This is a genomic window from Prauserella sp. PE36 (genome assembly GCF_003311655.1).
In the GTDB taxonomy this organism is placed as follows: domain Bacteria; phylum Actinomycetota; class Actinomycetes; order Mycobacteriales; family Pseudonocardiaceae; genus Prauserella_A; species Prauserella_A endophytica.
Window position 1 is genome coordinate 1 of record NZ_QEQT01000099.1, and the last position, 25,815, is coordinate 25,815.

25 protein-coding genes are annotated in these 25,815 nt (G+C 71.8%); 5 read left to right on the top strand and 20 right to left on the bottom strand.

Annotated features, from left to right (window positions below; all coding sequences use genetic code 11):
* Positions 1 to 58: 58 nt before the first annotated feature.
* Positions 59 to 973 carry a proteasome assembly chaperone family protein gene (locus DI005_RS30805; protein ID WP_112274729.1) on the bottom strand — a complete coding sequence of 305 codons (915 nt, stop codon included), beginning with the start codon at positions 971 to 973 and terminating at the stop codon, positions 59 to 61.
* 117 nt (positions 974 to 1,090) lie between these two features.
* Here DI005_RS30805 and DI005_RS30810 point away from each other — a divergent pair, with 117 nt between their 5' ends.
* Entirely contained in the window at positions 1,091 to 2,404 is a 1,314-nt protein-coding gene (locus tag DI005_RS30810; RefSeq protein ID WP_228714308.1) for an ROK family protein, read from the top strand.
* A gap of 9 nt (positions 2,405 to 2,413) precedes the next feature.
* Positions 2,414 to 3,034, top strand: a complete 621-nt coding sequence (locus tag DI005_RS30815; protein WP_112274730.1) for a TetR/AcrR family transcriptional regulator — start codon at positions 2,414 to 2,416, stop codon at positions 3,032 to 3,034.
* Between the two features lie 76 nt (positions 3,035 to 3,110).
* Here DI005_RS30815 and DI005_RS30820 read toward each other — a convergent pair whose 3' ends face one another.
* The 12 genes from DI005_RS30820 to mbhE all read right to left on the bottom strand — a co-directional run bounded on the left by DI005_RS30820 (position 3,111) and on the right by mbhE (position 17,431).
* Positions 3,111 to 4,412, bottom strand: coding sequence for a M1 family metallopeptidase (locus DI005_RS30820; protein WP_113644489.1), 1,302 nt, complete (start codon positions 4,410 to 4,412; stop codon positions 3,111 to 3,113).
* A gap of 10 nt (positions 4,413 to 4,422) precedes the next feature.
* The gene (locus DI005_RS30825; RefSeq protein WP_113644490.1) at positions 4,423 to 8,286 is read right to left on the bottom strand and encodes a Pls/PosA family non-ribosomal peptide synthetase; all 3,864 of its coding nucleotides are present in this window, start codon (positions 8,284 to 8,286) and stop codon (positions 4,423 to 4,425) included.
* A 229-nt stretch (positions 8,287 to 8,515) separates the two neighbouring features.
* Positions 8,516 to 9,934: a ribosome biogenesis GTPase Der gene (gene der / locus DI005_RS30830; RefSeq protein ID WP_112274733.1), complete on the bottom strand. Its 1,419-nt coding sequence runs from the start codon at positions 9,932 to 9,934 to the stop codon at positions 8,516 to 8,518.
* Positions 9,931 to 10,575: a 1-acyl-sn-glycerol-3-phosphate acyltransferase gene (locus tag DI005_RS30835; protein WP_112274734.1), complete on the bottom strand. Its 645-nt coding sequence runs from the start codon at positions 10,573 to 10,575 to the stop codon at positions 9,931 to 9,933. Before DI005_RS30835 ends, der begins: the two co-directional genes overlap by 4 nt.
* Positions 10,572 to 11,297 carry a (d)CMP kinase gene (cmk, locus tag DI005_RS30840; protein ID WP_113644491.1) on the bottom strand — a complete coding sequence of 242 codons (726 nt, stop codon included), beginning with the start codon at positions 11,295 to 11,297 and terminating at the stop codon, positions 10,572 to 10,574. The genes DI005_RS30835 and cmk overlap by 4 nt, the downstream gene beginning before the upstream one ends.
* A 56-nt stretch (positions 11,298 to 11,353) precedes the next feature.
* Positions 11,354 to 11,695 carry a monovalent cation/H(+) antiporter subunit G gene (gene mnhG / locus DI005_RS30845; protein WP_112274736.1) on the bottom strand — a complete coding sequence of 114 codons (342 nt, stop codon included), beginning with the start codon at positions 11,693 to 11,695 and terminating at the stop codon, positions 11,354 to 11,356.
* Positions 11,692 to 11,958 (bottom strand): monovalent cation/H+ antiporter complex subunit F, encoded by a 267-nt coding sequence (locus DI005_RS30850; RefSeq protein ID WP_112274737.1) that lies wholly within the window; start codon positions 11,956 to 11,958, stop codon positions 11,692 to 11,694. Before DI005_RS30850 ends, mnhG begins: the two co-directional genes overlap by 4 nt.
* Entirely contained in the window at positions 11,955 to 12,524 is a 570-nt protein-coding gene (locus tag DI005_RS30855; protein WP_199543364.1) for a Na+/H+ antiporter subunit E, read from the bottom strand. The genes DI005_RS30850 and DI005_RS30855 overlap by 4 nt, the downstream gene beginning before the upstream one ends.
* Complete coding sequence (locus DI005_RS30860; RefSeq protein WP_112274739.1) at positions 12,524 to 14,059, bottom strand: Na+/H+ antiporter subunit D; 1,536 nt, start codon at positions 14,057 to 14,059, stop codon at positions 12,524 to 12,526. The genes DI005_RS30855 and DI005_RS30860 overlap by 1 nt, the downstream gene beginning before the upstream one ends.
* Entirely contained in the window at positions 14,056 to 14,517 is a 462-nt protein-coding gene (locus DI005_RS30865; RefSeq protein WP_112274741.1) for a Na(+)/H(+) antiporter subunit C, read from the bottom strand. Before DI005_RS30865 ends, DI005_RS30860 begins: the two co-directional genes overlap by 4 nt.
* Positions 14,514 to 15,017 (bottom strand): MnhB domain-containing protein, encoded by a 504-nt coding sequence (locus tag DI005_RS30870; RefSeq protein ID WP_112274906.1) that lies wholly within the window; start codon positions 15,015 to 15,017, stop codon positions 14,514 to 14,516. Before DI005_RS30870 ends, DI005_RS30865 begins: the two co-directional genes overlap by 4 nt.
* Before the next feature lie 71 nt (positions 15,018 to 15,088).
* Positions 15,089 to 17,431 (bottom strand): hydrogen gas-evolving membrane-bound hydrogenase subunit E, encoded by a 2,343-nt coding sequence (gene mbhE, locus DI005_RS30875; RefSeq protein WP_112274747.1) that lies wholly within the window; start codon positions 17,429 to 17,431, stop codon positions 15,089 to 15,091.
* Between the two features lie 144 nt (positions 17,432 to 17,575).
* On the opposite strand from mbhE, the gene DI005_RS30880 reads away from it, so the two are divergent.
* Together DI005_RS30880 and DI005_RS30885 are read left to right on the top strand one after the other, a co-directional pair.
* On the top strand, positions 17,576 to 18,058 hold the full coding sequence (locus tag DI005_RS30880) for a cation:proton antiporter regulatory subunit (protein ID WP_112274748.1): 483 nt from the start codon (positions 17,576 to 17,578) through the stop codon (positions 18,056 to 18,058).
* A gap of 4 nt (positions 18,059 to 18,062) precedes the next feature.
* On the top strand, positions 18,063 to 19,259 hold the full coding sequence (locus DI005_RS30885) for a cation:proton antiporter (protein ID WP_112274749.1): 1,197 nt from the start codon (positions 18,063 to 18,065) through the stop codon (positions 19,257 to 19,259).
* Between the two features lie 142 nt (positions 19,260 to 19,401).
* Here the strand turns inward: DI005_RS30885 and DI005_RS30890 are convergent, their stop codons facing one another.
* From DI005_RS30890 to xerD, 6 genes are all read right to left on the bottom strand, one after another.
* Positions 19,402 to 20,142 (bottom strand): pseudouridine synthase, encoded by a 741-nt coding sequence (locus DI005_RS30890; RefSeq protein ID WP_112274750.1) that lies wholly within the window; start codon positions 20,140 to 20,142, stop codon positions 19,402 to 19,404.
* Positions 20,132 to 20,983 carry an SMC-Scp complex subunit ScpB gene (gene scpB, locus DI005_RS30895; protein ID WP_228714309.1) on the bottom strand — a complete coding sequence of 284 codons (852 nt, stop codon included), beginning with the start codon at positions 20,981 to 20,983 and terminating at the stop codon, positions 20,132 to 20,134. Before scpB ends, DI005_RS30890 begins: the two co-directional genes overlap by 11 nt.
* Positions 20,980 to 21,855, bottom strand: coding sequence for a ScpA family protein (locus tag DI005_RS30900; protein WP_112274751.1), 876 nt, complete (start codon positions 21,853 to 21,855; stop codon positions 20,980 to 20,982). Before DI005_RS30900 ends, scpB begins: the two co-directional genes overlap by 4 nt.
* Positions 21,855 to 22,310, bottom strand: a complete 456-nt coding sequence (locus DI005_RS30905; RefSeq protein ID WP_112274752.1) for a cobyrinic acid a,c-diamide synthase — start codon at positions 22,308 to 22,310, stop codon at positions 21,855 to 21,857. The genes DI005_RS30900 and DI005_RS30905 overlap by 1 nt, the downstream gene beginning before the upstream one ends.
* The gene (locus DI005_RS30910) at positions 22,307 to 23,272 is read right to left on the bottom strand and encodes a ParA family protein (protein ID WP_112274754.1); all 966 of its coding nucleotides are present in this window, start codon (positions 23,270 to 23,272) and stop codon (positions 22,307 to 22,309) included. Before DI005_RS30910 ends, DI005_RS30905 begins: the two co-directional genes overlap by 4 nt.
* Before the next feature lie 103 nt (positions 23,273 to 23,375).
* Positions 23,376 to 24,311, bottom strand: coding sequence for a site-specific tyrosine recombinase XerD (gene xerD / locus DI005_RS30915; protein WP_369973635.1), 936 nt, complete (start codon positions 24,309 to 24,311; stop codon positions 23,376 to 23,378).
* Between the two features lie 49 nt (positions 24,312 to 24,360).
* Here xerD and DI005_RS30920 point away from each other — a divergent pair, with 49 nt between their 5' ends.
* Entirely contained in the window at positions 24,361 to 24,846 is a 486-nt protein-coding gene (locus DI005_RS30920; protein ID WP_112274758.1) for a DUF1707 domain-containing protein, read from the top strand.
* 11 nt (positions 24,847 to 24,857) lie between these two features.
* Here the strand turns inward: DI005_RS30920 and DI005_RS30925 are convergent.
* Positions 24,858 to 25,764, bottom strand: a protein-coding gene (locus DI005_RS30925) for an IS5 family transposase (protein ID WP_369973583.1) whose coding sequence is annotated in 2 segments (ribosomal slippage) — positions 24,858 to 25,395 and positions 25,394 to 25,764 — 909 coding nt in all. Because the reading frame shifts where the segments join, the coding sequence is not laid out codon by codon here.
* Between the last annotated feature and the right edge of the window lie 51 nt (positions 25,765 to 25,815).

A 25,815-nucleotide genomic window follows, 5' to 3' on the forward strand; every position in this document is an offset into this window, starting at 1 on the left:
CACCATGCCTGCGTTGAACGCAGTGAAGGTGGCCTTCACTGCGGTTGGCCGGTGGCGCTCACTGCTCGTTGTCGTTGCCGCCCTGTTCCGCCAGGAAGCGCTCGAACTGGCTCGCCAGTTCGTCGCCCGTGGGCATCGGGGTGTTGTCGGCGAGCAGGTTGCCCTTCGCGCTCGCCGCGGTGAACGCGTCGTACTGCCGCTCCAGCGCGCTCACCACCTCGGCCACCTCGTCCGACTCGCGGACCTGACGGTCCACCTCCTCGTCGGTGCTCCGCGCCGCCTCCCGCAGCGCGTCGGACGGCAGGCTGAGCCCCGTCGCCCGCGTGATCGCGTCCAGGAGCGTCAGCGCCGCCGCCGGATACCGCGCCTGTGCCAGATAGTGCGGCACGTGCGCGGCGAAACCGATCGCGTCGTGCCCCGCCTGCCCGAGCCGCAGCTCCAGCATCGCCGCGGCGCTGCCCGGAATCCGCACCTCGTTGAAAAACGGCTGGTACTCGTCGACGAGCTGCGCGCGCGTCGCGTGCGCCGTCAGGCCCAGCGGCCGCGTGTGCGGCACCCCCATCGGGATCCCCTGGAAGCCCACGCTCAGCCGCACCTGCCAGCGCTCGACGAGATGGCGCACGGCGGCGGCGAACCGTTCCCACTCGTGGTCGGGCTCCGGCCCGGTGAACACCAGGAACGGCGTCGCGTTCTCGTCGTGCAGCAACCGCACCGCCAGCTCCGGCGCCTCGTAGTCGGACCAGTGGTCGCCCGAAAAGGTCATCGTCGGCCGCCGCGACCGGTAGTCGATCAGCCGGTCCACGTCGAACCTCGCCACCACCGGCCCGTCCAGCTCCTCGAGGAGGTGGTCGGCGACGGCCCGGCCGGCCGCGCCCGCGTCGATGAACCCATCGAAGTGGTAGAGCAGCACCGCACTGTCCAGAACGGGAACGTCGGAATCCACTTCGTACAACTCGCCCGGATCCGACACCACCGCGTAACCTCCTGGCCTTCAGCTGTCTGTCCCAAGCGGATACCAACGCGTGGTGGTCCTGTTTCCATCCCACCACATCGACCTGCCCCCGGGGGCCGCGTGGTGGAAGATGTTCGCGTGCAGGAGCCGAAGACACCCCGGACCCCGACCGTGCCGAGTCCCGAGCACGTCGACAGCCTCGCGACCGTGCTCGACCTCGTCCGCTCCGGCGTGGCGCGAACCCGGCCCGAGATCGGCCGCCACTCCGGGCTCGGCCGCACCGTCGTCACCCAGCGCGTCAACCAGCTCACCGAGTGCGGGCTGCTGGAGGAGGGCGCGCTCGGCCCGTCCAGCGGTGGGCGGGCGCCGCGCGAACTGCGATTCCGGGCCCGCGCGGGCCTGGTGCTCGCGGCGGAGCTGGGCGCCACCAGCGTCGGCGTCGGCGTCACCGACCTCAGCGGCACCGTGCTCGCCGAGCGGGAGGAGGCCGCCGACATCGCGCTCGGCCCCGATCCCGTGCTGGAACGCGTCGAGATCCTCTTCGACGAGCTGCTCGCCGAGATCCGCGCCGAACACGGCGACGTGGCCGTGTGGGGCATCGGCATCGGCCTGCCGGGGCCCGTCGAGTTCGCGACCGGACGGCCGAGCGCGCCGCCGATCATGCCCGGGTGGGACGGCTATCCGGTGCGTGACCGGCTCACCGCCCGCTTCGGCGCACCCGTGTGGGTCGACAACGAGGTGAATACGATGGCGCTCGGCGAACTACGCGCCGGATCCGCCAAGGGGCAACGGGACATCCTCTACGTCAAGATCGGCACCGGGATCGGCGCGGGCCTGGTGTCCGGCGGACGGCTGCACCGCGGCAGCCAGGGCTGCGCGGGCGACATCGGGCACGCCGCCGTCGCCGACGAGGCGACCGTGGTGTGCCGCTGCGGCAACACCGGCTGCCTCGAGGCGTACGCCGGCGGCGCGGCGCTCGCCCGCGACGGGCTCGCCGCCGCTCAGGAGGGGCGCAGCGAGTTCCTCGCCGGGGTGCTGGAGTCCACGGGCACCGTCACCGCGGCGGATGTCTCCCGCGCCGCGCAGAGCGGCGACCGCACTTCGGTGGAGCTGCTCACCCGCGCCGGCAGGCTGATCGGCAGCCTCCTCGCGACGCTCGTCAGCTTCTACAACCCCGCGCTCGTGATCATCGGTGGCGGCGTCGCCGCCGCGGGGGACCTGCTGCTGGCCGCCGTGCGCGAGTCGGTCTACCGGCGCTCCCTGCCGCTCGCCACGCGGGAGCTGCGCATCGCGCGCTCCACGCTGAGCGACCGCGCCGGGCTCGTGGGGGCCGCGTTCATGGTCATCGACGAGCTGTTCGCCCCCGAACGGCTCGCCCATTGGGTGGCAGCGGGAAGTCCGGCCGGAGCACCGGAACTCGTCAACGTCCCATTGCGCGCTCCCCTGCTCTAACCTGGGGAGATGCCCGATCGCGTCTACGGGGGCCGGACGGCGGCCGATCGCAGAGCAGAGCGCAGGCAGCGCCTGCTGGACGCCGGTCTGGAACTGTTCGGCACCGAGGGCTACGTCGCGACCTCGATCGAGCGACTGTGCTCCGCGGCCGGGGTGTCCACGCGGAACTTCTACGAGGAGTTCACCGGACGCGAGGCGTTGCTGACGGCCTTGCACGACATGGTGCTGGAACGCGCGCTGAAGGCCGTCGCCGACGCGTTCGCCCGGGCGGAGAACGAGCCGCTGGCCCTGCGGATCGAGCTCGCCGTGCGCGCCTACATCGCCACCACCGCGGAGGACCGCCGCTGGGCCCGACTGTCCTATGTGGAGATAGTGGGCGTCAGCGAGACGGTGGAGCGGCACCGGCTCGCGTGGCGCGAGCGGTGGGTGGCGTTCCTCGTCGCCGAGGCGCGCCGCGCCGTCGAGCACGGGGAGGCCATGTCGCGCGACTTCCACCTCAGCGCGGTCGCGCTGATCGGCGCCGTCAACGAGCTCGTCTACCACTGGGCCGTCGGCGACCACCGGATCCCGCTGGACGACGTGATCGCCGAGATCGTACGCATCGCGACGGTGACCCTCACCGGCCCCTAGGTCACCCAGCCGCAGTGAAGGCCACCTTCACTGCGTTGAGCGCAGTGAAGGTGGCCTTCACTGCGGTCGGTCCTGCTCAGGGAAGATCGGTTCCGTCCAACCAGGCCGCGAAGAACGCGTCCAGTGGACGGCCCGCGTGGCGGGCGGCGAGCGCGGTGAACTGGTCCGTGGTCACCGTCGCGTGGCGGTGGGTGTCCGTCCACGCGCGCAGCAGCCCGAAGAAGGCCTCGTCGCCGAGCTCGCCGCGCAGCGCGTGCAGCAGCAGCCCGCCCTTCTTGTACACGCCCTCGTCGAACATCCGGGCCACACCGGGATCCGCGAGCCGAAGCCCTGGCCGCCCCGCCAGCACCCCACGCCAGTACCGCGCGTGCTCGTCGGCGGACTGCCCGCCCGACGCCTGCGACCACAGCCATTCCGCGTAGGTCGCGAATCCCTCGTTGAGCCAGATGTGCCGCCAGCCGGCCACGGTGAGGCTGTTGCCGAACCACTGGTGCGCGAGCTCGTGCACGACGAGCCGCTCGTGGGTGCGCCTGCCGTCGACGTGGTTGGCGCCGAAGACCGCCATCCCCTGCGCCTCCACCGGATCGTCGAGCTCGTCGTCGGTGACCACCACGACGTACTCCTCGAACGGGTACGGGCCGAAGTGCTCCGCCAGCACCTCCAGCATCCTCGGCTGCCGGGCGAAGTCGGTCTCCGCGCACGCCCGTAGCCCCGGCGGCACGGCGAGCCGCTGCGCCGGGCCGGGCTCCAGCTCGGTGTAGCGGCCGATCTGCACGCTCATGAGGTACGTGGCCGTCGGCGCGTGCTGCTCGTAGACCCACGTCGTGGTGCTCGCCGACCGCTGCCGGGAGACCAGCGTGCCCGTGACGTACACCGAGTACGCCGACGCCGTCGTCAGCGCCACGCGGTACGTGGCCTTGCCGGAGGGGTGGTCGTCGCACGGGAACCACGACGGCGCGCCGATCGGCTGCGCGGCGACGAGCACGCCGTCGCTGAGCTCGTCCCAGCCGATCTCGTCCCAGTGCCGCGACGCGAGCGGGCGCGGGTTGCCGGAGTAGCGCACCTCGACGGTGAACTCCTCGCCCTCGGCGAGGGGCAGCGCGGGTGTGATGGCGAGCTTGTGGCCGCGGTGCGCGTACCGCGCGGGCCTGCCGCCCACGAACACCCTGCCCACCTTCAGGCCCGCGAGGTCGAGGCTCAACCGGGACAGCGCCTGGGTCGCGACGGCCTCGATCCGGGCCCTGCCGGAGAGCCGGTTCGCGCCGATCCGGTAGTCCAGCTCGAGGTCGTAGTGCCGGACGTGGTAACCGCCGTTGCCGTGCTCCGGCAGGTACGCGTCGCCCGACGTGGCGGCTCCCGGCGCTGCGGACGACCTCATCACGCCGCGCTCACCGCCAGGCGGCGATGGCGTTGCCCTGCCACCGCGTGTCGGCCGGCACCACATCACCTCGCGTCACCAGCGAGCCGGGGCCGATCGTCGTGCGGGCGCCGATGCCGGCGCCGGGCAGCACGATGCCGTGCGGGCCGAGCGTCGCGCCCTCGTCGAGCACCACCGTGTCCATGCTCATGATCCGATCATGGAACAGGTGGGTCTGCACAACACAACCCCGGTTGACGGTCGCGCCGTCGCCGATGCGCACGAGGTCGGACTCGGGCAGCCAGTACGTCTCCAGCCACGCCCCGCGCCCGATCCGCGCACCCATGCTCCGCAGCCATGCCGAAAGCAGCGGTGTGCCGCCGAGCGAGCCGACGAGCCACGGCACGGCGAGCACCTCCACGAAGGTGTCGGCCAGCTCCGCGCGCCACACGAACGAGCTCCACAGTGGACGTTCCGAGACGCGGAAGCGGCCAACCAGAGCCCATTTCGCGACGGTCGCGGTCACGGCGGCGAGCGCGCCTGCCGCGAGCAGGACGACGCCGGACAGCAGCGCGGCCACCACGAGCCCCAGGCTCGCGGTCAGCGCGACGAGCGCGGCGACCACGAGCACCGCCAGCGCGACCCCGCACATCACCGGCACCACCCGGCACAGCTCCACGGCGGCACGCGCGACGCGCAGCCGGGCAGGCGGGTCGAACGTGCGGCTGGTGTCGGCGTCCTCGACCGACCGGCGCAGCGGCATCGGCGGCATGCCGAGCCACGACGAGCCCTTCTTCGCCTTCGGCGGCGTGGACGAGAGCACCCCGACCAGCCCGCGCTTGGGCACCGAACGGCCCGGCGCTGTCATGCCGGAGTTGCCGAGGAAAGCCTGCTTGCCGATGCGCGCAGGGGCCACGTGCAGCCAGCCGTGCCCCAGCTCGTAGGTGGCCACCATGGTGTCGTCGGCGAGGAACGCCCCGCTGTCGATCTTGGTCATCTTCGGCACCGCGAGCACCGTGGACGCCTCGACGCCGCGGCCGACCCTCGCGCCGAGCAGGCGGAGCCACACGGGCGTGAACAGGCTGGCGTACAAGGGGAACAGCCCGGCCCGCGCGGAGTCCATCAGCCGCTCGGTGGCCCACACCCGCCAGGCGCCGCGGCTGTGCACCGGGTGGTAGCCCTCGCGCAGGCCGATCCCGAGGGCCCGCACTCCACAGAGCACGAGCAGCGCGTACGCGGCGAGGTAGGCGACCGTCGCGACCGGGACGGCGGCCAGTGCCGCGCCGAGCGCGGAACCGGGCGCTCGCCCGGCGACCGCACCGCCGAGCACCGCGAGCGCGGGCACCGCCGCGATCGCCGGCAGCAGGCCAAGCAGCACCGAGGTGACGCCGTAGACCGCCACCCACCGGCGTGAGCGGCGGGGCGCCTCCGACGGCCATTGCCTGCTCGCCTTGCCCTCGCGGCGCGCGGGCGACCCCGCCCAGCGCTGTCCCGCGGGCACGCTGCCGAGGACGGTGGACCCCGCCGCGATCTCCGCGTGCTTGCCGACGCGGGCGCCAGGCAGCAGGGTGCTCCGCGCCCCCACGCGCGCGCCTGCGCCGACGCGGATCTTGCCGATGTGCACGACGTCGCCGTCGACCCAGTAGCCGGAGAGGTCGGCCTCTGGCTCCACCGCCGCTCCCCTGCCCAGCTTGAGCAGCCCGGTCACCGGCGGCTGGGAGTGCAGGTCGACGTCACGGCCGACCTTGGCGCCCAGCGCCCGCGCGTAGTGGGTCATCCACGACGCTCCCGCGACGGCGTTGGCGCCGCTGGCGTCGGCCAGCCGCTCGGCGGCCCACAGCCGCAGGTGCACCCGCCCGCCACGCGGATGGGTACCTGGCCGTACGCCGCGTAACAACAGCCGGGCACCGCCCGCCGCGATCGCGATCCGCCCGGCCGGGCTGAACAGCACGAGCCACGCCACGCCGAGCGCCCACCATGGCACCGAGGGAGCCCACGCGAGCCCGGCCCACCGCGCGAGCACCGTCGACACGGCGGCCGCGATCGTGGTCCAGCGCAACCCGGCAAGAGTGAACAGCGGCAGCAGGAGCAGCGTCTGCACCAACCCCGCGCGGCGCGGCGTCGGCGCCACCTCGCGGCGGCTGGTGGTCGCGTCGCCGAGCGCGTCCAGCAGGGCGGCGAGCTCGCCGAGGCGCGGGTGCCGGTACACGTCGGTTACCGAGACCGTGGGGTGCCTCGTGCGGATGCGGGAGACGAGCTGTGCCGCGGTGAGACTTCCGCCGCCGTTGCGGAAGAAGTCGGCTGCCGCGTCGGTCACCGAGACGCCGAGGATCTCGCCCCATGCCTCGGCGAGCCAGGACTCCGTCGGAGACAACGATTCCTTGGTATCCACTGTGGACAGCGGCCAGGGCAGCGCCGCGCGGTCGACCTTGCCCGAGGTCCGCGTCGGCAGGTCGCCTACCACGGCGAGCAGCGGCACGAGCGCGGCGGGCAGCTGTTCCCGCAGCCGGGACACGGCGCCGTCGTGGTCGAAGTCCTCCCGAGGCACGACGTACCCGACGAGAACCTGGTTGCCCGCCTTGGTGGTGCGGATGGCGGCCGCGCCGCCCGCGACGCCGGGCAGCGCCTGCAGCGCCGCGTCCACCTCACCGAGCTCGATCCGGCGGCCACCGAGCTTGATCTGTTCGTCGGCCCTGCCGAGGAACAGCAGCCCGTCCGGCTCGGCGCGCACGAGGTCGCCGCTGCGGTACGCCCGCTGCCAGCCGAGTGCGGGCAGTGGCGCGAACTTCTCGGCGTCCTTGGCCGGATCGAGGTAGCGCGCGAGCCCCACCCCACCGATCACCAGCTCGCCGGACTCGCCCATCGCGACCGGCCTGCCCTCGTCGTCGACGACGGCGAGCTGCCAGCCCGCGAGCGGCAGCCCGATGCGCACCGGACCCTCGCCGGTGAGCTGCGCGGCGCACGCCACGACGGTGGCCTCGGTGGGTCCGTAGGTGTTCCAGACCTCGCGGCCCTCGACGGCCACGCGCTCGGCCAGCTCCGGCGGGCACGCCTCGCCGCCGAAGATCAGCAGCCGGACCTCCTCCAGCGCGTCGGCGGGCCACAGCGCCGCGAGCGTAGGCACGGTCGAGACGACGGTGATCCGCCGCTCCACCAGCCACGGGCCGAGGTCGACGCCGGTGCGCACGAGCGCTCTCGGCGCGGGGACCAGGCACGCGCCGTGCCGCCACGCGAGCCACATCTCCTCGCACGAGGCGTCGAAGGCGACCGACAGCCCGGCAAGCACGCGATCGCCGGGTCCGAGCGGCTCGTCGGCGAGGAACAGCTCTGCCTCGGCGTCGACGAACGCGGCCGCGCTCGCGTGGCTCACGGCGACGCCCTTGGGCCTGCCCGTGGAACCGGAGGTGAAGATGATCCAGGCGTCGTCGCCGGGCGCGGGCGCGCCCGGCGCCCCGCCCGGGGTCCCGCACGGCGTGAGCGCGCCACCGTCGCCGAGCACGGCGCACACCCCGGCCTCGCCGAACACGAGCTCGGCCCGCTCGGCGGGGTCGTCGGCGTCCACCGGCACGTAGGCGGCGCCGAGCGACAGCACCGCGAGGATCGCGACGTACAGCTCAGCGGTGCCCGACGAGATCCGGACGCCGACGCGGTCACCCCTGCCGATGCCCGCCGCGGCGAGCTTGCCGCGCACGGTCTCGATCTCCTCGGCGAGCGCCCGGTACGTCAGCGTCTCCGTGCCGTCGTCGAGCGCAGGCGCACCGGGGTGGCGCGCCGCGGTCTCGGCCAGGATGTCCAGCAGCGTCCGCTCGCTCGGGGCGAGACCGGACCAGAACAGCGCACGACCCGCGGTGGGTGTGGCGGGCCCGGTCGGGGCGGCGTCGATCGCGAGAGTCACACGGCCTCACAGCAGCTCATCCGGGTCGGCTCCGAATGAGGCGCCCCTTTACCGGCCGACCAGGATACCCGAGGGTGAACGGCAGGTTGCCGAGCGGTGTCGCGTTGCGGACGCAGTGAAGGCCACCTTCACTGCGTTGAATCAACACCGCGGCGCGTCAGCGTCTCCGTTTGGGTGGTGGGGGGAGACGGGTGGGCGCAGGCATGGTGGCCTTCACTGCACAGGGGGCCTACCGCGACTTCCTGGGCTTCTTCTCGCGCACGCGGACGTTGATCCGAACCGGACTGCCCTGGAAACCGAAGCGTTCCCGGAACTTCCGCTCGATGAAGCGGCGGTAGCCGGCCTCCAGAAAACCTGTGGTGAACAACACGAGCGTCGGCGGCCGGATCCCCGCCTGCGTCGCGAAGAGCACCTTCGGCTGCTTGCCGCCGCGCACCGGGGGCGGCGTGGCGGCCACGAGGTCGGAGAGCCAGCCGTTGAGCTGCCCGGTCGGCACGCGCTGGTCCCACGACGCGAGCGCCGTGCGCAGCGCGGGCGCCAGCTTGCGGACGGCGCGGCCCGTGAGCGCGGAGACGTTGACCCGCTCCGCCCACGGCACGCGGACCAGTCCCCGGTCCAGCTCGCGGTCGAGCTGGTGCCGCCGGTCCTCGTCCACGAGATCCCACTTGTTGAAGGCCAGTACCAGCGCGCGGCCCGCCTCGGCGACCAGCGTCACCACCCGCAGGTCCTGCTCGGACACCGGCTCGCTGGCGTCCAGCAGCACGATCACCACCTCGGCGGCGTCGATCGCGGTCCGCGTGCGCAGGGACGCGTAGTACTCCATGCCGCTCGCGGTCTGCACGCGCTTGCGCAGGCCCGCCGTGTCGACGAAGCGCCACAGCTGCCCGTCCAGCTCCACCAGCGAGTCGACGGGGTCGACGGTGGTGCCCGCGACCGAGTCCACCACCGCGCGCTCCTCGCCGGTGAGCTTGTTGAGCAGGCTGGACTTGCCGACGTTGGGCTTGCCGACGAGCGCGACGCGGCGGGGTCCGCCCGCGACGCGGTCGGCGTCCCTCGGCGCCTCGGGCAGCGCGTTCACGATCGCGTCGAGCAGGTCACCGGAGCTGCGGCCGTGCAGTGCGCTCACCGGATGCGGCTCGCCGAGCCCGAGCGACCACAGCGACGCGGTCTCCGCGAGCAGGCGCTCGTCGTCGACCTTGTTGGCCGCCAGCAGCACGGGCCGCTTCGAACGCCTCAGCACCTTCGCGACCGCCTCGTCGGTGGCCGTCGCGCCCACGGCGGCGTCGACGACGAGCAGCACGGCGTCCGAAGTGGACATCGCCAGCTCCGCCTGTGCCGCCACGGAGCCCCGGAGCCCGGTGGCGCCCGGCTCCCAGCCGCCGGTGTCGACGACGGTGAACCGGCGCCCGTTCCACAGCGCGTCGTAGGCGACGCGGTCGCGCGTCACGCCCGGCACGTCCTGCACGACGGCCTCGCGGCGGCCCAGGATCCGGTTCACCAGGGTGGACTTGCCCACGTTCGGCCTGCCCACCACGGCCAGCACCGGCTGTGCGAGCTCGGCGTCGTCGTCGGGCTCTCCCTCGGCGCCCTCCGTGTCGGCGGCGAGGAACTCCGCCTCGTCGGACCAGGTGCCGTCTGCTTCGGTCATTGTCTCTGCTTCTCTTCTCGTTGCCGGTCAAGCTCTTCGACGAGGGCGGCGAGCGTCCCCCTGATGCGCTCGGTGCCCTCGGCCAGCGCGGCGCGTCCCCTGCCGACGTCCACTGTGAACGGTTCGCCGACGAGCACGTCCACCGTGGGCCGGAACCGTCGCCTGCCCGTGGGGTTGAGCGTTCCGCGCACCGCCACGGGCACCACGACCGCGCCCGACACCCGCACCAGCCACGCGGCGCCCTGCTGGGCCTGTGCCACGTCGCCCGCGCCCCGCGTGCCCTCGGGGAACACCCCCACGAGCCCGCCGTCGCGCAGCACTCCGGTCGCCGTGCGCAGCGCCTCCCGGTCCGGCACGCCGCGCTTCACCGGAACCTGCCCGATGCGGCGCAGACCCCAGCCCGCCGGGCCCGAGAACATCTCCTCCTTGACGAGGAACACCGAGCGCCTCGGCAACATTCCGAAGATGAGCTGCGGCTCGATCATCGAGCTGTGGTTGGCGACCAGCACGACTGGGCCCGTGCGCGGCACGCGGGCGGCGCCGTGCACGCGGATCCGGTAGGCGGGCCGGTAGAGGTACCGGGCGATCACCCTGCCCACGTCGTGCAGCCAGGGCGTCGCGCCCCGGGGGAGTCCGGTCACCGGCTGGCCTCCGCGAACTCGCCGCCGAGCAGGCCCCTCCTGCTGGCCAGCTCGCTCAGCGCCGTGATCACCTGCTCGATCGACAGCTCGGAGGTGTCGAACACCACGGCGTCCTCCGCCGCGCGCAGGGGCGAGACGGTCCTGGTGGAGTCGAGCTGGTCCCGGCGCTCCACCGACGCCCGCGCGTGCTCGGGCGTCGAGTCCCTGCCCGCGGCGGAGTCCTGCGCGCTGCGCCGCGCGGCCCTCACCTCGGCCGACGCGGTGAGGAAGACCTTGAGCGGGGCCCCGGGCGCCACGACGGTGCCGATGTCGCGGCCGTCGACCACGATGCCGCCCACCGAGCCCAGCACGGCCTCGATGATCTCCCGCTGCCCGGCGACGAGCACCTGCCGCACCTCGGGGACGGCCGAGACGGGCGACACGGCCACGTTGACCCGCTCGGTGCGGATCTCCTCGCCGACGTCCTCGCCGTTCAGCTGCGCGCGCGGATTGTCGGGGTCGGTTCCCACACCCACCTGTACCTGGCTGGTCAGCGCGGCGACGGCGGCGGCGTCGGTGGGATCGATGCCCGCGCGCAGCACCGCGAGGGTGACGACGCGGTACATCGCGCCCGTGTCGAGGTAGCCGGCGCCCAGCTTGGCGGCCAGCTTGCGCGCGACCGTGGTCTTGCCGGTTCCCGATGGGCCGTCCAGAGCGACCACGCCGCGTAGGGCTCCCGCCACCGACTGTTCTCCCTCGCTAATCGTCGTGCCTTGCGAGGGTCCATTCTGCCTTCCGGTCAGCCGCGCTCCGCACGCAGGCGCTCGTCCAGCTCGTCGGTGACCAGCGTGGACTTCTCGATGGCGCCGGTGTGGTAAGCGGTGCGGCCGAACAGCTGGGACAGCACGGGCGCGGTGATCACCTGGAACAGGCCGGCGAGCACGAGGCCCACCGCGTACCGCGGCTCCAGCCGCACGGCGGTGCCGGCGAGGATCAGCAGCAGGCCGAGCGTCTGCGGTTTGGTGGCCGCCTGCAGCCTGCTGGGCACGTCGGGCAGCCGCAGCACGCCGTATGCGCCGATCAAGCAGAACAGCGCCCCAGAGAGCAGGAGCACCGCACAGATCCAGTCGCGCACGGTCACCGGTACTCCTCCCTGCGCTCGACGAGGCGCACCACGGAGATCGAGCCGACGAACCCGAGCAGGGCCACGGCCACCAGCAGCGCGATGTAGATGCCGCGCAGCGACATCGCCATGCCCACGGAGGTCCCGGCCACGATGAGCACCACGAGCACGTCGATCGCGAGGATCCGGTCGAGCGTGCGCGGGCCGCGGACCAGCCGCAGCAGGATCAGCAGCCCGGCGAGGCCGAGCAGGCCGAAGGTGATCGCGAAGACGACGGTCATTGGGACTCCATCCGGGTTCGGGCGCGGCGCCGCTGCTTGGCCGCCTCCGCACGGGACCGCGCCGTGCGGGCCTCCTCGGCGGAGCCGTACGCGTGCATGACCTTCACCTGCAGGTCGAGTGCGTCGTCGTGGATCTTGTCGCAGGACACGCGCGACTGGACACCGAGCGCGTAGACGTACCAGATCCGGTTGGTCCGGTCGATCTGCAGCACGAACCGTCCGGGGCCCAGCGAGAGCACGTTGGCCGCGGAGGCGATCACGTGGTCCACATCGGACAGCACGGGTACCGCCACGATCGCCGCCTTGACCTTGGAGCCGTGGCGGAACTCGTCGAACGCGAGCCGCACCGCCGACTGCACCAGGTCCCACACGACGTACACGGCCAGGCCCAGCAGGCGCAGCGGACGGCTGAAGATGTTCCACCGGTGCACCGGCAGCGGGAAGAACAGCAGCACCGCGAACGCGAGCAGCACTCCGAAGATCGCGGTGCTCGCATCCAGCGAGCCCCAGAGCATCAGCCACACCAGTACGAGCCAGACCAGCAGCGAGGGCGAGATCCTGCGCATCACTCACCACCCGCCTCGCCCAGCACGGCGGTCCGGTAGGCGCCGCCGTCGAGCAGGTCCGCGGCCGCGCGCTCGCTCATGTCCGCCAGCGGACCCGCGAACACGGCGATCAGCACGCTGACCGCCACCAGCCCTCCGGTGGCCACGAGCATGCCCTTCGACGTCGAGCCGGTGCCCACCGTCACCTCGTCGGTCGGATCTGGATCGGGATGCGGCTCGCCGACCTTGCCCCAGAACGCGCCCACCCAGATCTTGGTCACCGCGAAGAGCGTCAGCAGGCTCGTCAGCACGGCCGCCGCGGTGACGGCGTAGGCCGCGGGGGTCCCCACGGCCGCGCCCGCCTGCAGCAGCGCGATCTTGGCGACGAACCCCGAGAACGGCGGGATGCCGGCAAGACTCAGCGCTGGCAGTGCGAACAACACCGCCACCAGCGGGTACGCCTTGGCCACACCGGACATCGCGTGCAGCGACACGGTTCCGGTGTGCCGCGTGATCAGACCGCTGGTGAGGAACAGCGCCGCCTGAACCGTGATGTGGTGCACCACGTACAGGATCACGCCCGCCAGGCCGATCACGGTGAACAGCGCCAGGCCGAACAGCATGTAGCCGATGTGGCTGACGAGCAGGAAGGACAGCATCCGGTTGAGGTCGTTCTGCGCGATCGCGCCGAGCACGCCGACGATCATCGTGAGCAGCGCGACGACCAGCAGCACCGTCCAGCTCTCGTCGTGGATGAACACCAGCGTCTGGGTGCGGATCAGCGCGTACACACCCACCTTGGTGAGCAGGCCCGCGAACACCGCGGTGATCGGCGCCGGGGCGGTCGGGTAGCTGTCCGGGAGCCAGAAGTGCAGCGGCACCAGCGCGGCCTTGATCCCGAACACCACGACCATGAGCAGCCCGAGGCTCGCCTGTACGCCGGGGTCGAGCTCGCCGACCTTCTCCGGCAGCGCCGCGAGGTTCACGGTGCCCGTCGCCGCGTACACCAGCGCGATCATGGTGATGAACAGCAGCGACGACGTGAGGCTCACGATCACGTACGTCATGCTCGCCCGCACGCGCTCAGCCGTGGTGCGCCGCGTGATCAGCACGTACGACGAGGCCAGCATGATCTCGAAGGCGACGAAGAGGTTGAACAGATCGCCGGTGAGGTAGGCCAGCGAGACACCCGTGCACAGCATCAGGTACATCGGGTGGAACGCGGTGGACGCGGTCTGCCTGCCGTAGTCGGTGATGCGCTGGCCGATCGAGAAGATCAGCACGGCGAGCGTCACCAGCGCCGAGGTCAGCAGCAGCAGCGCGGCGAGCCGGTCGGCGACCAGCGTGATCCCGAACGGCGCCGCGTAGCCGCCGAGCTGCAGCACGATGGGGCCGTGCCTGTCGGCCTCCGCGAGCAGCACGCCGGCGATCACCGCGATGGCGGTGAGCACGGTGGCGCCGATCAGCCGCTGCATGCGCGGCGAGCGCATCACGATCAGCGACAGTGCTGCGGCGAGCAAAGGCAGCAGCACCGGCAACGCGACGAGGACGGTCACCTCGGCACCTCCTCCTCACTCGCCTCGGGGGCCTCGAACCCGGCGACCGCCTCCGCGGGCTCGGTGTCGGGCTCGTCAGACTCGTCCATGCCCTCGCGCCGCCGTTCCGCCTCGCGGATCCGCCGGTCCTCGACGTCGTCCTGCACCTCGTCGTGGCCGAGCAGCGCCCACGAGCGGTACGCCAGTGCCAGCAGGAACGTGGTGAGCGCGAAGGTGATGACGATGGCGGTGAGCGCGAGGGCCTGCGGCAGCGGGTCGACCATCGCCTCGATCAGCGCGGATCCCGCGAACACCGGCTCCCCCGGCGGACCGCCCGCGACCTGGAGGAACAGGTTCGCGCCGTGACCGAGGATCACGATGCCGAGGATCACGCGCATCAGGGAACGCTGCATGAGGAGGTAGAAACCGACCGTGTAGAGCCCGGCGAGCACCACGGCCATGGTGATGTTCACGGTCACGTGCGCTCCACCTCCTCGCGCTCGAGCGTCTCGTCGTCGAGCCCGGGCCCGCCGAGCTCCGTGCCCGCGCCGACCGTGCGGAGCAGGTCGATGACGACGCCGACGATCAGCAGGTACACCCCGATGTCGAGGAACAGGTTGGTGGTGATCTTCAGCTCGCCGAGCACTGGCAGGGAGAGCTTCCAGATCGCCGAGGACAGCACGGGCTGGCCTGCCAGTGCGGGCACGAGCGCCGTGAGCACCGCGATGCTGAGCCCGCTGCCGATCACCACCGGCGGCCTGATCCGGACGGCCGCGGCGAGTTCCGCGCTGCCACCGGCCACGTACCGCAGCACGAACGCCAGCCCGGCGACGAGCCCGCCGCTGAACCCGCCGCCCGCGTCGTGGTGCCCGGCGAAGAGCAGGTACACCGACACCATCAGCACGGTCGGGAAGACGATGCGGGCGCACACCTCGAGCAGCAGCGAGCGCGGCCAGGTGTTGCAGTTGTGCTCGGCCATCAGCCACCGGTCGCGCGGCCGGTCCCACTCCGCCCACGGCACCCGCTCGAGTTCGCGGTCCGGTTCGGTGCTCACTGCTTCACCTCCGTCCGTTCGCTTCCGGCGTCCTCGGGCACGTAGCCGCCGGATGGCCGCTGTCGCGCGCGGGCGAGGATCAGGCTCGCCGCGCCCGTCGCCGCGACGGCGAGCACCGCGATCTCGCCGATCGTGTCGAAGGCGCGGAAGTCGACGATGATCGCGTTGACGACGTTGGTGGCCCCCGTCTCGCTCTCGGCGTTCTCGGCGTAGAACCGGCTCGCCTCTGGCATGCCCCGCCGGCTGCCGGAGAAGAGCACCGCCAGCACGGCGACGAACGTGCCGGCCACGGCCGCGAGTCCGGCCTTGACCCAGCGGGCCCTGGGGAAGTACGGCCGGCCGTCGACGAAGCGCGGCGGGAACCGCCGGATCACGAAGACGAACACCACGAGGGTGAGCGATTCGACGAGGAACTGTGCCAGCGCGAGGTCGGCGCCACCGTCCACGATGAACAGCGCGCCGATGCCGTAGCCGACCACGCCGGTGAGGAGCACGGCGGTGAGCCGCCGCCGCGCGAGCACCACCGTGCCGGCCGCCACGAGCACCAGTGCCGCGAGCGGCACCTGCAGCAGCGAGTCCCACGCGCGCAGGTCCACGGGTGTCTCGATGCCCGAAAGCAGCCCCGCCCCGGGCACGGCGACCATCGTCACGAGGATCACGCCGAGATAGATGGGCAGCGAACCCGCCTGCAGGCGCCCGGTCACGGACTGGGCGAGCGCGACGAGACCGTCCACGCTGGCCTGGTAGCCGCGCTGGGCGTGCAGCGGCCCCGGGACCCAGCCCGCGAGCCTCGGCGCGAGCGCCGTACGGTGCAGCAGGTAACCGGCGATGATGATCGCGATGCTCAGCAGCAACGGCAGCTTGAAGCCGTGCCAGAGCCCGAGGTGGTAGTCGGGCGGATTCGCCGAGTAGGCGTCGGCGTACCCGGCGAGCAGCGGCTCCACCAGCCCGGGCACGAACGCGAGCACGAGGCCCGCGACCGCCGGGATGCCGACGATCGTGGTCATCACGGCGCCCGACGGTGGGGCCTCGGTGGGCGCGACCGTCGGCCGGGCGCCGAACGCGCCCACCAGGAACCGCAGGCTGTAGGCCACGGTGAACACCGAGCCGAGCACCACGCCCGCGAGCAGCAGCAAGTCCTTCGGCTCGCCGTGGAGCAGGCCTTCGATGGCCGCCTCCTTGCCGACGAAGCCGAGCAGCGGCGGGAATCCGGCCATGGACAGCACGGCGAGCGTCGCGAACACCGTCAGCGCGGGCCAGCGCGCGCCGAGCCCGGACAGCTCGCGGATGTCGCGGGTGCCGGTGCGCTTGTCGATGATGCCGACGGTGAGGAACAGCGCCGACTTGAACAGGCCGTGGGCGAGCACCAGCGTCACGTCCGCGAGCGCCGCGATCCAGGTGCCCGCGCCGACGAGCACCATCAGGAAGCCGAGCTGGCTGATGGTGCCGTACGCCAGCAACGTCTTGAGGTCGTGCTGCCGCAGCGCGCGGAAGCCGCCCAGCACCATCGTCCAGAGCCCGAGCACCACGATCGGCACCCACCAGGCCGGCAGGTCCGAGAAGCCGGGGGCGAACCGCGCGACGAGGTAGACACCGGCCTTCACCATCGCGGCCGCGTGCAGGTACGCGCTCACCGGCGTCGGCGCCACCATCGCGCCGGGCAGCCAGGGGTGGAAGGGCACCTGCGCGGACTTGGTGAACGCGCCGAGCAGGATGAGCAGCACCGCCGCCGTCACCACTCCGCCGCCCGGCGGGTTCGCGATGATCTCCGAGATGCGGGTGGTTCCGGCCGCCGTGGCGAGCAGGATCAGTCCCAGCAGCATCGCCAGACCGCCCAGGCTCGTCACGAGCAGCGCCTGCGTCGCCGATTTGCGCAGCTTCCTGGTGAGGCCCTCCCCGCCGACCAGCAGGAAGGAGCACACCGTGGTGAGCTCCCAGAAGATGTACAGCGAGATGACGTCGTCGGCGAGTACGAGGCCGAGCATGGAGCCCGCGAACAGCACCAGCAGCGACGAGTCGCGGCTGACGGCTCGGTCGCCCGGCTTGGCGTAGCACGCGTAGTAACACAGCACCAGCGCGCCGATGCCCGACACGAGCACGATCATCAGCAACGCGAGCTCGTCGAAGCGCGTGGTGAACTCCAGACCGATGTTCGGGGCCCACGCGAACGTCTCCACCGGGTGCCGCTCGGCCAGTGCGCCACCGGCCCGGCTCAGCGCGAAGACGAGCGTCGCCGCGGGGGCCAGCGCACCGACGACGAACGCGGCCCTCCCCCACCGGCGCGCGATCAACGGCAGCAACGCCGCGAGCACGAAATGGGCCGCTATGGCCGTCAGCACCCGGTCTCACCCCTCCCCGCTAGCCGCCCGACAGGTCCTGATCGTACGTACCTGCTCGAACGGCCCGCGCGTTGACCGAAATGGACAGTCCGGCCAAACCGGCCGGGAGCAGTTTCGGGTGCCGAATGGGTTACCTTTGGATACGTGAACGTCGAAGTAACTCCCCTGCCGGGAATCGGCGTCCGTAAGGACTTCGCCATCGGCAACGGCCGCAGGGTCGGCGTGGTCACCCAGCGGGACGGCAAGATCGAACTGATCGTCTCGAAGTCCGACGATCCCGACGCGTGCCTGGCCTCGTTGCCACTCACGGCCGAGGAGGCGGGCGCGCTGGCGAACCTGCTCGGGGCCCCTCAGCTCGTGGCACAGCTCACCGAGGAGCACCGGGAGCTGCCGGGCATCAACACCAAGCAGCTGCCGATCAAGGCCGGCTCGCCGTTCGACGGCCGCACGCTCGGTGACACCGCGATCCGCACCCGCACCGGCGTGTCGGTGGTCGCGGTGATGCGCGCGGGCCAGGTGCACCCGTCGCCGACCCCGGACTTCACCTTCACCGCGGGCGACCTGCTCGTGGCGGTCGGCACGGCGGAGGGTCTCGAAGCCGCTTTCAAGATCCTCAAGCACGGCTGAGTACGTGGATCACACAGCACTCGAACTGATCGAACTAGGCGCCGTCTTCTTCGCGCTGGGCGCACTCGGCAGACTCGCGGGCCGGATCGGACTCTCTCCGATCCCCCTGTACCTGGTGGGTGGCCTGTGCTTCGGCCAGGGCGGGGTGCTGCCGCTCGGCGACATCGGTGAGTTCACGCAGATCGCCGGTGAGATCGGCGTCGTACTGCTGCTGTTGCTGCTGGGCCTCGAGTACTCCGCGGCCGAGCTCTTCACCGGGCTGAAGCGGTCGTGGATGGCCGGTGTGCTCGACATCGTCCTCAACGCCGCGCCGGGGGCCGCCGTGGCGCTGCTGCTTGGCTGGGGCCCGGTCGGCGCGCTGGTGATGGCGGGCGTCACCTACATCTCCTCGTCGGGCATCATCGCCAAAGTCCTCGGCGACCTCGGCCGGCTCGGTAACCGCGAGACGCCGGTGGTTCTTTCGGTGCTGGTGTTCGAGGACCTCGCGATGGCCCTGTACCTGCCGATCCTCACGGCCGTGCTGGGCGGCATCAGCTTCCTCGGCGGCCTGCAGGCGGTCGGCATCTCGCTCGCCGTGATCACCGTCGTGCTCGTCGTCGCGCTGCGCTACGGCCGCTTCGTCTCCGCGATCGTGGACAGCGAGGACCGCGAGGTGTTCCTGCTCAAGGTGTTCGGCGCGGCGCTGCTCGTGGCCGGGTTCGCCTCGGCGCTGCAGGTGTCGGCCGCGGTGGGCGCGTTCCTGCTGGGCATCGCGATCTCCGGGTCGACGGCCGAGAACGCCACGCGGCTGCTGGAGCCGCTGCGCGACGTGTTCGCCGCCGTGTTCTTCGTGGTGTTCGGCCTCAACACCAACCCGGCCTCGATCCCGCCGGTGCTGGCCTGGGCCGTCGTCCTCGCCGTCGTGACCACGCTGACCAAGATCGCCACCGGCTGGTGGGCGGCCCGGCGCGCGGGCATCGGCAGGCTCGGCCAGGCCCGCGCGGGTGCCGCGCTGGTCGCGAGGGGTGAGTTCTCGATCGTCATCGCCGGCCTCGCGGTGAGCGCGGGCGCCGTGGAGGGCGAGCTCGCCGCGCTGGCGACGACCTACGTGCTGCTGATGGCCGTGCTCGGCCCCATCGCGGCGCGGGTGGTGGAGCCGGTGGCGCGGGCCCTTCAGCGCAAGACCACCGGCCTCACGCGCACGGCCGGTGACACGCCGTAGCCACCCCACCCCGGCTGCAGTGAAGGCCACCATCACTGCGTTGGAATCAACACAGCGGCGCGCAGCGTCTCCGTTTGGGTGGTGGTGGGAGACGGGTGGGCGCAGGCATGGTGGCCTTCACTGCAGCCCGGCAGCCTTGGCTCTAGAGTTCGACGGCCCGGTAGAGGCTGCCGATCTCGGCGCGGTTCAGCGGCCGAAGCGCGCCCTGCTTGACGTTGCCGAGCTGCACGTCGCCAACGGCGGTCCGCACGAGCTTGCGCACCGGGTGGCCGACCTCGGCGAGCAGGCGGCGCACGATGTGCTTGCGCCCCTCGTGCAGCACGACCTCCACCAACGTGCGGCCCGGCCGGACGTCCTTCACCCGGAACTCGTCGGCCTTCACGGGCCCGTCCTCGAGTTCGACGCCGGCTCGCAGCCGTTTGCCGAGCCCACGCGGGACGGTGCCGTCGACCTCGGCGAGGTAGGTCTTGGGCACATGGAACGAAGGGTGCATGAGCCGGTGCGCGAGGTCGCCGTCGTTGGTCAGCAGGAGCAGGCCCTCGGTCTCGGCGTCGAGCCTGCCGACGTGGAAGAGCCGTTCGCGCCGTTCGCGCACGTAGTCCCCGACGCAGGGCCTGCCCTGGTCGTCGGTCATCGTGCTGTGCACGCCCTTGGGCTTGTTGAACGCGAAGTACACAAGGTCGTCGCGCAGGATCACGCGCAGGCCGTCGACATGGATCACGGCCGTGTCCGGGTCCACGCGGCGGCCCTGCTCGCGCACGACCTCGCCGTCGACGCTCACCCGGCCGCGCGCGATCAGCTCCTCGGACGCGCGCCGCGAGGCCACGCCCGCCTGCGCGAGCACCTTCTGCAGGCGCACGCCTTCGGGTTGGTCAGATCTCATCGATGGAGTCCACTTCCGGCAGCAGGGGGGCGATCGGCGGCAGGTCGTTCAGCGACGACAGCCCCAACCGCTCCAGGAACAGTTCGGTCGTCACGTACAGCGTGCCACCGGTCTCGGGATCGGCGCCGGACTCCTCGATGAGCCCCCGCGCGACGAGCGTGCGGATCACGCCGTCGACGTTCACGCCACGCACCGCCGCGACGCGCGAGCGCGTGACCGGCTGGCGGTAGGCGATCACGGCCAGCGTCTCCAGCGCCGCCCTCGTCAGCTTCGAGCGCTGCCCGTCGAGCAGCATCTTCTCCACGAACGGCGCGTACGTGTCGCGCGTGTAGAACCGCCAGCCCTCGCCGACGCGGCGCAGGTCGATGCCGCTGGCGCGGTCGGCGTAGTCGCCCGCCATCGACCGCAGCGTCTCGGTGACGCGGTCGACGGGCTGGTCGACGGCCCCGGCGAGCACCTCTTCGTCCACCGGCGTGTCCACCACGAGCAGCAGCGCCTCCAGCGCGGAGACGAGCGCGTCGTAGGAGGTCAGGTCGGGCAGGGCCCGGTCGGCGGCGACGGCGACGAGACTGGTGTCGCCGCTCTCCTCGCCCTGGGCCGCCTCTGGGTCATCACCGTCGTCGGTGGTCCCAGGAGCACCGGGGTCACGTTCGCTGCGACCAGCGTGCCCGTGGGGACCGTTCTCAGCAGTGGCGTCGTCCTCGGCGTCGATGTCCAGCGGCACCGGCTCCGGCGCGGCCTCGGCCTCCCGCCGCGGCACCGGGTCCGGTTCCTGCGCGGGGTCCGGCCGCGGCTCCGGTTCCGCCCCGGTCGTCACCTGCTCGGTGTCTGGCTCACTCACCCGTACTCCTCGTCCTCGGCGTCGGCGGCGCGGTCACGTTCCGCCTCCGCGGCGGCCTCGTCGACGCTCCCGCCGGTCCATCGCACGTGCAGCTCCGCGAGCGCCTCGGCCTGCTCGAACTGCACCGACGACTCCCGGTACAGCTCCAGCAGCGCCAGGAAGCGGGCCACCACCTCGATCGTGTGCTCGCAGTCGGAGACCAGCTCGCCGAACGTCGCACCGCCCGTCTCGGCCAGCCGCACCCGCAGCACGGCCGCGTGCTCGCGCACCGACACCCTGCCCGCGTGGATGTGGTCCAGCGACACGGTGGGCGGCGGTTTGGGTTTGAACACCGTGAGCGCGAGGTCGGCGAACTTCTCCGGCGTCACCCCGAGCATCACCTCGGGCAGCAACCCGAGGTAGCGCTCCTCCAGCGCCACCGACCGAGGGTAACGCCGCAGCGCACCGGCCTCCAGCTCGGCGAACAGCGCCGCCACCTGCTTGTACGCCCGGTACTGAAGCACGCGCGCGAACAGCAGGTCCCTGGCCTCCAGCAGCGCCAGGTCGTCCTCGTCCTCGACGTCGCCCGCGGGCAGCAGCCGGGCCGCCTTGAGGTCGAGCAGCGTCGCCGCGATCACGAGGAACTCGGTGACCTCGTCGAGGTCCCATTCGGCGCCCAGCGCACGCGTGTAGGCGATGAAGTCGTCCGTGACCTGGTGCAACGCCACCTCGGTCACGTCGAGCTGGTGCTGTGAGATCAGCTGCAGCAGCAGGTCGAACGGCCCCTCGAAGTTGGCGAGGCGCACCTTGAACCGGGACGCCGAACCGCCCTCCTCGGGTGTCTCCGGAACGGGCACCTCGGGGGCCGGCTGGGGCGGGGCCCCCTCCTCCATCAGTTCGCGGCTTCCTCGGCGGCGAGCTGGCCGTCGCGCAACCGTCGCACCAGCACCGAATCCTCGCCGTGCTGGTCGAAGTCGGCGAGCAGCACCGCCACCGCCTCCCGGACGATCCGGCCCCGGTCCACCGCGAGGTCGTGCGAGCCGCGCAGCGTCAGTCGGGCGTGCTCCATCGCGAGCAGCTCCTCGCCGGAGACGTACACCGTGATCTTGGCGTCGTGTTTCTGCCTGCCGGAGCCGCGCCGGGCCGTGGCCGACCGCGCGAGCTGCCGCTCGCCGCGCCCCGGTTCGCTGCCCTCGGCGCTTCCGGCGCCGTCGCCGTTGGAGCGGGAGCCACCGTGCCCGTTGCCCGCCGGGGCGGGGTCGGGCACCACGGGGGTGTCCGCGAACACCGGGCTGCTGGTCCTGCGGAAGAGCTCTGACGCACCGGGCAGGGAAGCTCGCCTGCTCACCGAGCGATCACCTCGCGCGCCAGCGCGCGGTACGCCGTCGCGCCGGCCGACCTGGGGGCCCAGCGAGTGATCGGCTCGCCGGCCACAGTGGTCTCAGGGAATCGCACGGTGCGGTTGATCACCGTGTCGAACACGGTGTCCCCGAATGCCTCCACCACGCGCGCCATGACCTCCTTCGAATGCAGGGTTCTCGGATCGAACATGGTGGCGAGAATCCCGGTGATGTCCAGTTTGGGGTTGAGCCGCTCGCGCACCTTCTCGATGGTGTCGATGAGCAACGCCACGCCACGCAAACTGAAGAACTCGCACTCCAGCGGGATGATCACGCCGTCGGCCGCGGTGAGCGCGTTGACGGTGAGCAGCCCGAGCGACGGCTGGCAGTCGACTAGAACATAGTCGTACTGGTCCATCACGGGTCTCAGCACCCTCAGCAACGTGTGCTCGCGGCCCACTTCGGCGACGAGCTGCACCTCGGCGGCCGAGAGGTCGATGTTGCTCGGCAGCAGGTCCACGTTCTCGACCCGCGTCTTGCGGACGACGCCCTCGATGTCCACCGAGCGTTCCATGATCACGTTGTAGACGGTCTGGTCCAGCTCGTGCGGCTGGATGCCGAGCCCGACGGAGAGGGCGCCCTGCGGGTCGAAGTCCACGAGCAGCACGCGCCTGCCGTACTCGGCAAGCGCGGCGCCGAGGTTGATGGTCGAGGTGGTCTTGCCGACGCCGCCCTTCTGGTTGCACATCGCGACGACCCTCGCGGGCCCGTGCCTCTCCAGCAGCGGCGGCTCGGGAATCTCCCGGCGCGGACGGCCGGTCGGACCGAGCTTGTTCTTGGCGTCCTTGCCGTTCGGCTCCTCCGCCGCGGTCACGTCGTACTCCCCACTATCGCCGCCGGTCTCGGTCGCGATGCTCACCCGGCTGAGATCGTCCGGAACGCGCCTTGCCGGTCTCTGGGATGTCGACATGTGGCGAAAGCTCCTCGTTCGGCCATGGACGGCGCCAGCCTATTCGGGCACGTAGAGCACCAGCAATGCGGCTCGCCGGGCGCGAACGGAGTACTTCCGCCGGTCAGCCGAACGCCCGGGGATGGGCCGTCGCGTAGACCTCACGCAGAGTGTTCACCGTTACCAGAGTGTAAACCTGCGTGGTCGTGACCGACGCGTGCCCCAGCAGTTCCTGCACCACCCGCACGTCGGCGCCGCCTTCGAGCAGATGCGTCGCGAAGGAATGCCGCAGGGTGTGCGGCGAGACCGTGGCGGCGAGCCCCGCCCGCTCGGCGTTGGTCTTGAGCACCTGCCACGCGCTCTGCCGGGACAGCCTGCCGCCACGCGAGTTGAGGAACACAGCGGCGGTCCCCCGCCCCCGGCTCGCGAGCACGGGCCGCGCCCGCACCAGGTACGCGTTGACGGCCTCCAGCGCGGGCCGCCCCACCGGCACGAGCCGCTGGTGGCCGCCCTTGCCGTCGAGCAGCACCGTGCGCTCATCGCCGTCCAGATCGTCGAGGTCGAGGCCGACCGCTTCGGAGATGCGGGCGCCGGTGGAGTACAGCAGCTCCAGCAGCGCGCGGTCGCGCAGCGGGCGCACGCCCTCGGCGGGCGGCATGTCGAGCAGGCGCAGCACGTCGTGCACCGGCAGCGCCTTGGGCAGCCGCCGCGCGGGGGCGGGCGGTTTGACGTCACGTGCGGGGTCGTGCTCGGTGAGCCCGTCGGCGTGGGCGAAGCGGTGCAGCCCGCGCACGGCCACGAGCGCCCTCGCCGCCGACGACGCCGCGAGCGGCCGGTGCTCGTCGTCGCCCTCACGCAGTGCCACACCGAACGCCGTGACGTGCCCTGGTTCCACCGAGGACAGCTCGGTGACGCCGGACCGCTCGAGGTGCGCGGCGTAGCGACGGAGGTCGCGCGCGTAGGACTCGACGGTGTTGGTCGCGGTGCCGCGCTCGACGACAAGGTGGTCGAGGTACGCGGCCACGACCTTGGTCACCGACGCGCCGTCCGAGGTCACCACGCGGTCACTGTAGACTCCCGCACCCCGCGGGCTCCGGTAACGTGGGAACATGCCAGGCGATCCCGATTCGGAGATCCTGCGCATCGGCACCGCCGAGCGCGACGAGGCGTGCCGCCTGCTCGGCGACCATTTCTCCGAGGGCAGGCTCACGGCCGCGGAGTACGAGGAGCGCGTCGCCACCGCACTGGCCGCGCACACCAGGGCCGACATCCGGCCCCTGTTCACGGACCTGCCGGCGCCCCGGCCGGTGTACCTGCTGCCGCCACTGGAGCCCCGCAGCTACGGGCTGCCCCACGCCCCGCCGCCCACCGAGGTGGAACGGTCCGAGAAGTCGCGCATCGTCGCCGGTGTCCTGCAGATCCTGATCCCCGTGGGCACGGGCCGCTTCTACACCGGGCACACGAGCATGGCCGTGGCCCAGCTACTCGTCACCCTCTTCACGCTCGGCGCCGGGGCGCTGTGGCCGCTGATCGACGGCATCCTGCTGCTGGTCAACGGCGGCTACGACGGCAGAGGCCGCCCCCTGCGCGACTAGGTCGTGTCTCCTTATTGCCGAAGCCATAGGGTGATCGCGCGGAGGACGATGCCTCCTCGGTAGACGGCGGCGAGCTTGTCGTAGCGAGTGGCGATGCCGCGCCATTGCTTGTGGTCGTTGAAGGACCGTTCGATCACGTTGCGCCGCTTGTAGGTCAGGGCGTCGAACTCGGGTGGGCGGCCTCCGGCGGCGCCACGCCGTCTGCGGTGAGCAATCTGGTCTGCGGGCTGTGGGATCACGGTCTTGATGCCCCGGGCTCGCAGTCTGGCTCGAATCGCTCGGGATGAGTAGGCCTTGTCGCCGATCAAGGCCTCGGGGCGAGTGCGCGGCCGACCTGGACCGAGCCGTTTGACGGCCAGGTGGGACAGCAGCGGCGCGAGCATGGGGGAGTCACCGGCCTGGCCGGGTGTGAGTGCGATGACCAGCGGGCGGCCGCGGCCGTCGACGAGCTGGTGGATCTTGGTCGACATCCCGCCCCGCGAGCGTCCCAGCGCATGATCAAGCGGCTCGGCGCGTAGATCCTTGTAGTTCGGCTCAGCCCCCTGTGGGCCGCCGACCTGCGGGATGTTCGACCCGTCGCAGGGTGACCGCGTGCTGGTGGGCGCGGTTGATGGTGGAGTCGACCGACACCGTCCAGTCCACCCCGCCGGCGGCGTCAGCCTCAGCGACCAGCCGAGCGTGGATCTTATCCCAGGTCCCATCGGTCGAGAACCGCTTGTGCCGCTTCCACAGCGTCTGCCACGGTCCGAACGACTCAGGCAGGTCCCGCCACGCGATCCCGGTCCGGAATCGGTAGACGATCCCCTCGACCACCTGCCGGTGATCCCTAAACGGCCTGCCTCGCTGGCCATCCGAGGACGGCATCAGCGGCTCAATCCGAGCCCATTGAGCGTCAGTAAGCACCGCAAACCGTGACATGCGATCAACAATCCCAGCTCACACCGCAGATCTTTAGGAGACACGCCCTAG

What these genes read in the sequence shown, in the direction of transcription:
- DI005_RS30850 (WP_112274737.1), bottom strand. Translation starts at nt 11,958, where the DNA reads ATGACCGTCGTCTTCGCGATCACCTTCGGCCTGCTCGGCCTCGCCGGG.
- DI005_RS30815 (WP_112274730.1), top strand. Translation starts at nt 2,414, where the DNA reads ATGCCCGATCGCGTCTACGGGGGCCGGACGGCGGCCGATCGCAGAGCA.
- der (WP_112274733.1), bottom strand. Translation starts at nt 9,934, where the DNA reads ATGACCGAAGCAGACGGCACCTGGTCCGACGAGGCGGAGTTCCTCGCC.
- DI005_RS30920 (WP_112274758.1), top strand. Translation starts at nt 24,361, where the DNA reads ATGCCAGGCGATCCCGATTCGGAGATCCTGCGCATCGGCACCGCCGAG.
- DI005_RS30890 (WP_112274750.1), bottom strand. Translation starts at nt 20,142, where the DNA reads ATGAGATCTGACCAACCCGAAGGCGTGCGCCTGCAGAAGGTGCTCGCG.
- DI005_RS30900 (WP_112274751.1), bottom strand. Translation starts at nt 21,855, where the DNA reads ATGGAGGAGGGGGCCCCGCCCCAGCCGGCCCCCGAGGTGCCCGTTCCG.
- DI005_RS30855 (WP_199543364.1), bottom strand. Translation starts at nt 12,524, where the DNA reads ATGCGCAGGATCTCGCCCTCGCTGCTGGTCTGGCTCGTACTGGTGTGG.
- DI005_RS30820 (WP_113644489.1), bottom strand. Translation starts at nt 4,412, where the DNA reads ATGAGGTCGTCCGCAGCGCCGGGAGCCGCCACGTCGGGCGACGCGTAC.
- DI005_RS30910 (WP_112274754.1), bottom strand. Translation starts at nt 23,272, where the DNA reads ATGTCGACATCCCAGAGACCGGCAAGGCGCGTTCCGGACGATCTCAGC.
- DI005_RS30870 (WP_112274906.1), bottom strand. Translation starts at nt 15,017, where the DNA reads ATGGCCGAGCACAACTGCAACACCTGGCCGCGCTCGCTGCTGCTCGAG.